The 974-nt window shown below is 70.0% G+C and carries 1 protein-coding gene; it reads right to left on the reverse strand.

Annotated features, from left to right (window positions below):
* Window positions 1-974 (reverse strand): AMP-binding protein (locus ABDB81_RS30360; protein ID WP_346814415.1); only part of this gene is annotated, 974 nt, incomplete at both ends.

The raw sequence follows: 974 nt of genomic DNA on the forward strand, positions 1-974 counted from the left end.
CCGAGCGCAAAGAAGTTGTCGTGCCGGCCCACGGCAGGCAGGCCCAGCACCTCGGCCCAGATCGCGGCCAGCGCCTGCTCGGTCTCGCCCTGCGGCGGTTCGGTCGGCTGCGTGCTATCGCCAATGACCGCTTCCGGCGCCGGCAGCGCATGCCGGTCCACCTTGCCGTTCGGGTTCAGCGGCAGGCGTGCGAGCACCACCAGCGGAGCCGGCACCATGTAGTCCGGCAGCTCGGCGGCCAGCGCCTGACGCAGGATGTCGCCATCGAGTTCGTAACCCGGTTGCGGCGAGACATAGGCCACCAGTCGCGTGCCCCCGCCCGGTGCCCCTTGCGCCAGCGCCACCGCCTCGCGCACGCCCGGCTGCGCAAGCAGGCTGGCTTCCACTTCGCCCAATTCCACACGGAAGCCCCGAATCTTGACCTGGTGGTCGATCCGGCCGAGGTACTCCAGTTCGCCTTGCGCCGTCCAGCGCACCAGGTCGCCCGTGCGATACAGCCGCGCGCCCGCTTCGCCGTAAGGATCGGCCACAAAGCGCTCGGCGCTCAGGCTGGCCCGGCCCAGATAGCCGCGCGCCAGCAGATCGCCGCCGATGCACAACTCACCCGGCACGCCAGCCGGTGTGGCCTGCATCTGGCCGTCGAGCACATAGACCCGGCGACCCGCCAGCGGCGTGCCAATCGGCATCTGCACCGGCAAGGGCCTGCCTTCGACGTACGGCGCGCAGTCCAGCACGGTAGCCGTGACCGTGGCTTCGGTCGGGCCGTACGTGTTCAGCAGCGTCACGTGCGACAGCCCCGCTTCGCGCCAGGCCTTGAGCCCTTCTGGCGGCATCGCTTCGCCGCCTGCGTGGACCTGGCGCAGCACGCCGTAGTCACGCGGACCCTGGCGCGCAAAGTCCTGCACCAGCAGGAACCAGTAGGCCGTGGTCAGATCGACCACGCTGATGCGCTGCGCGATCAGGCGTTGATGGAA

It is taken from the genome of Cupriavidus sp. DL-D2 (genome assembly GCF_039710735.1).
Classification (GTDB): Bacteria; Pseudomonadota; Gammaproteobacteria; order Burkholderiales; family Burkholderiaceae; genus Cupriavidus.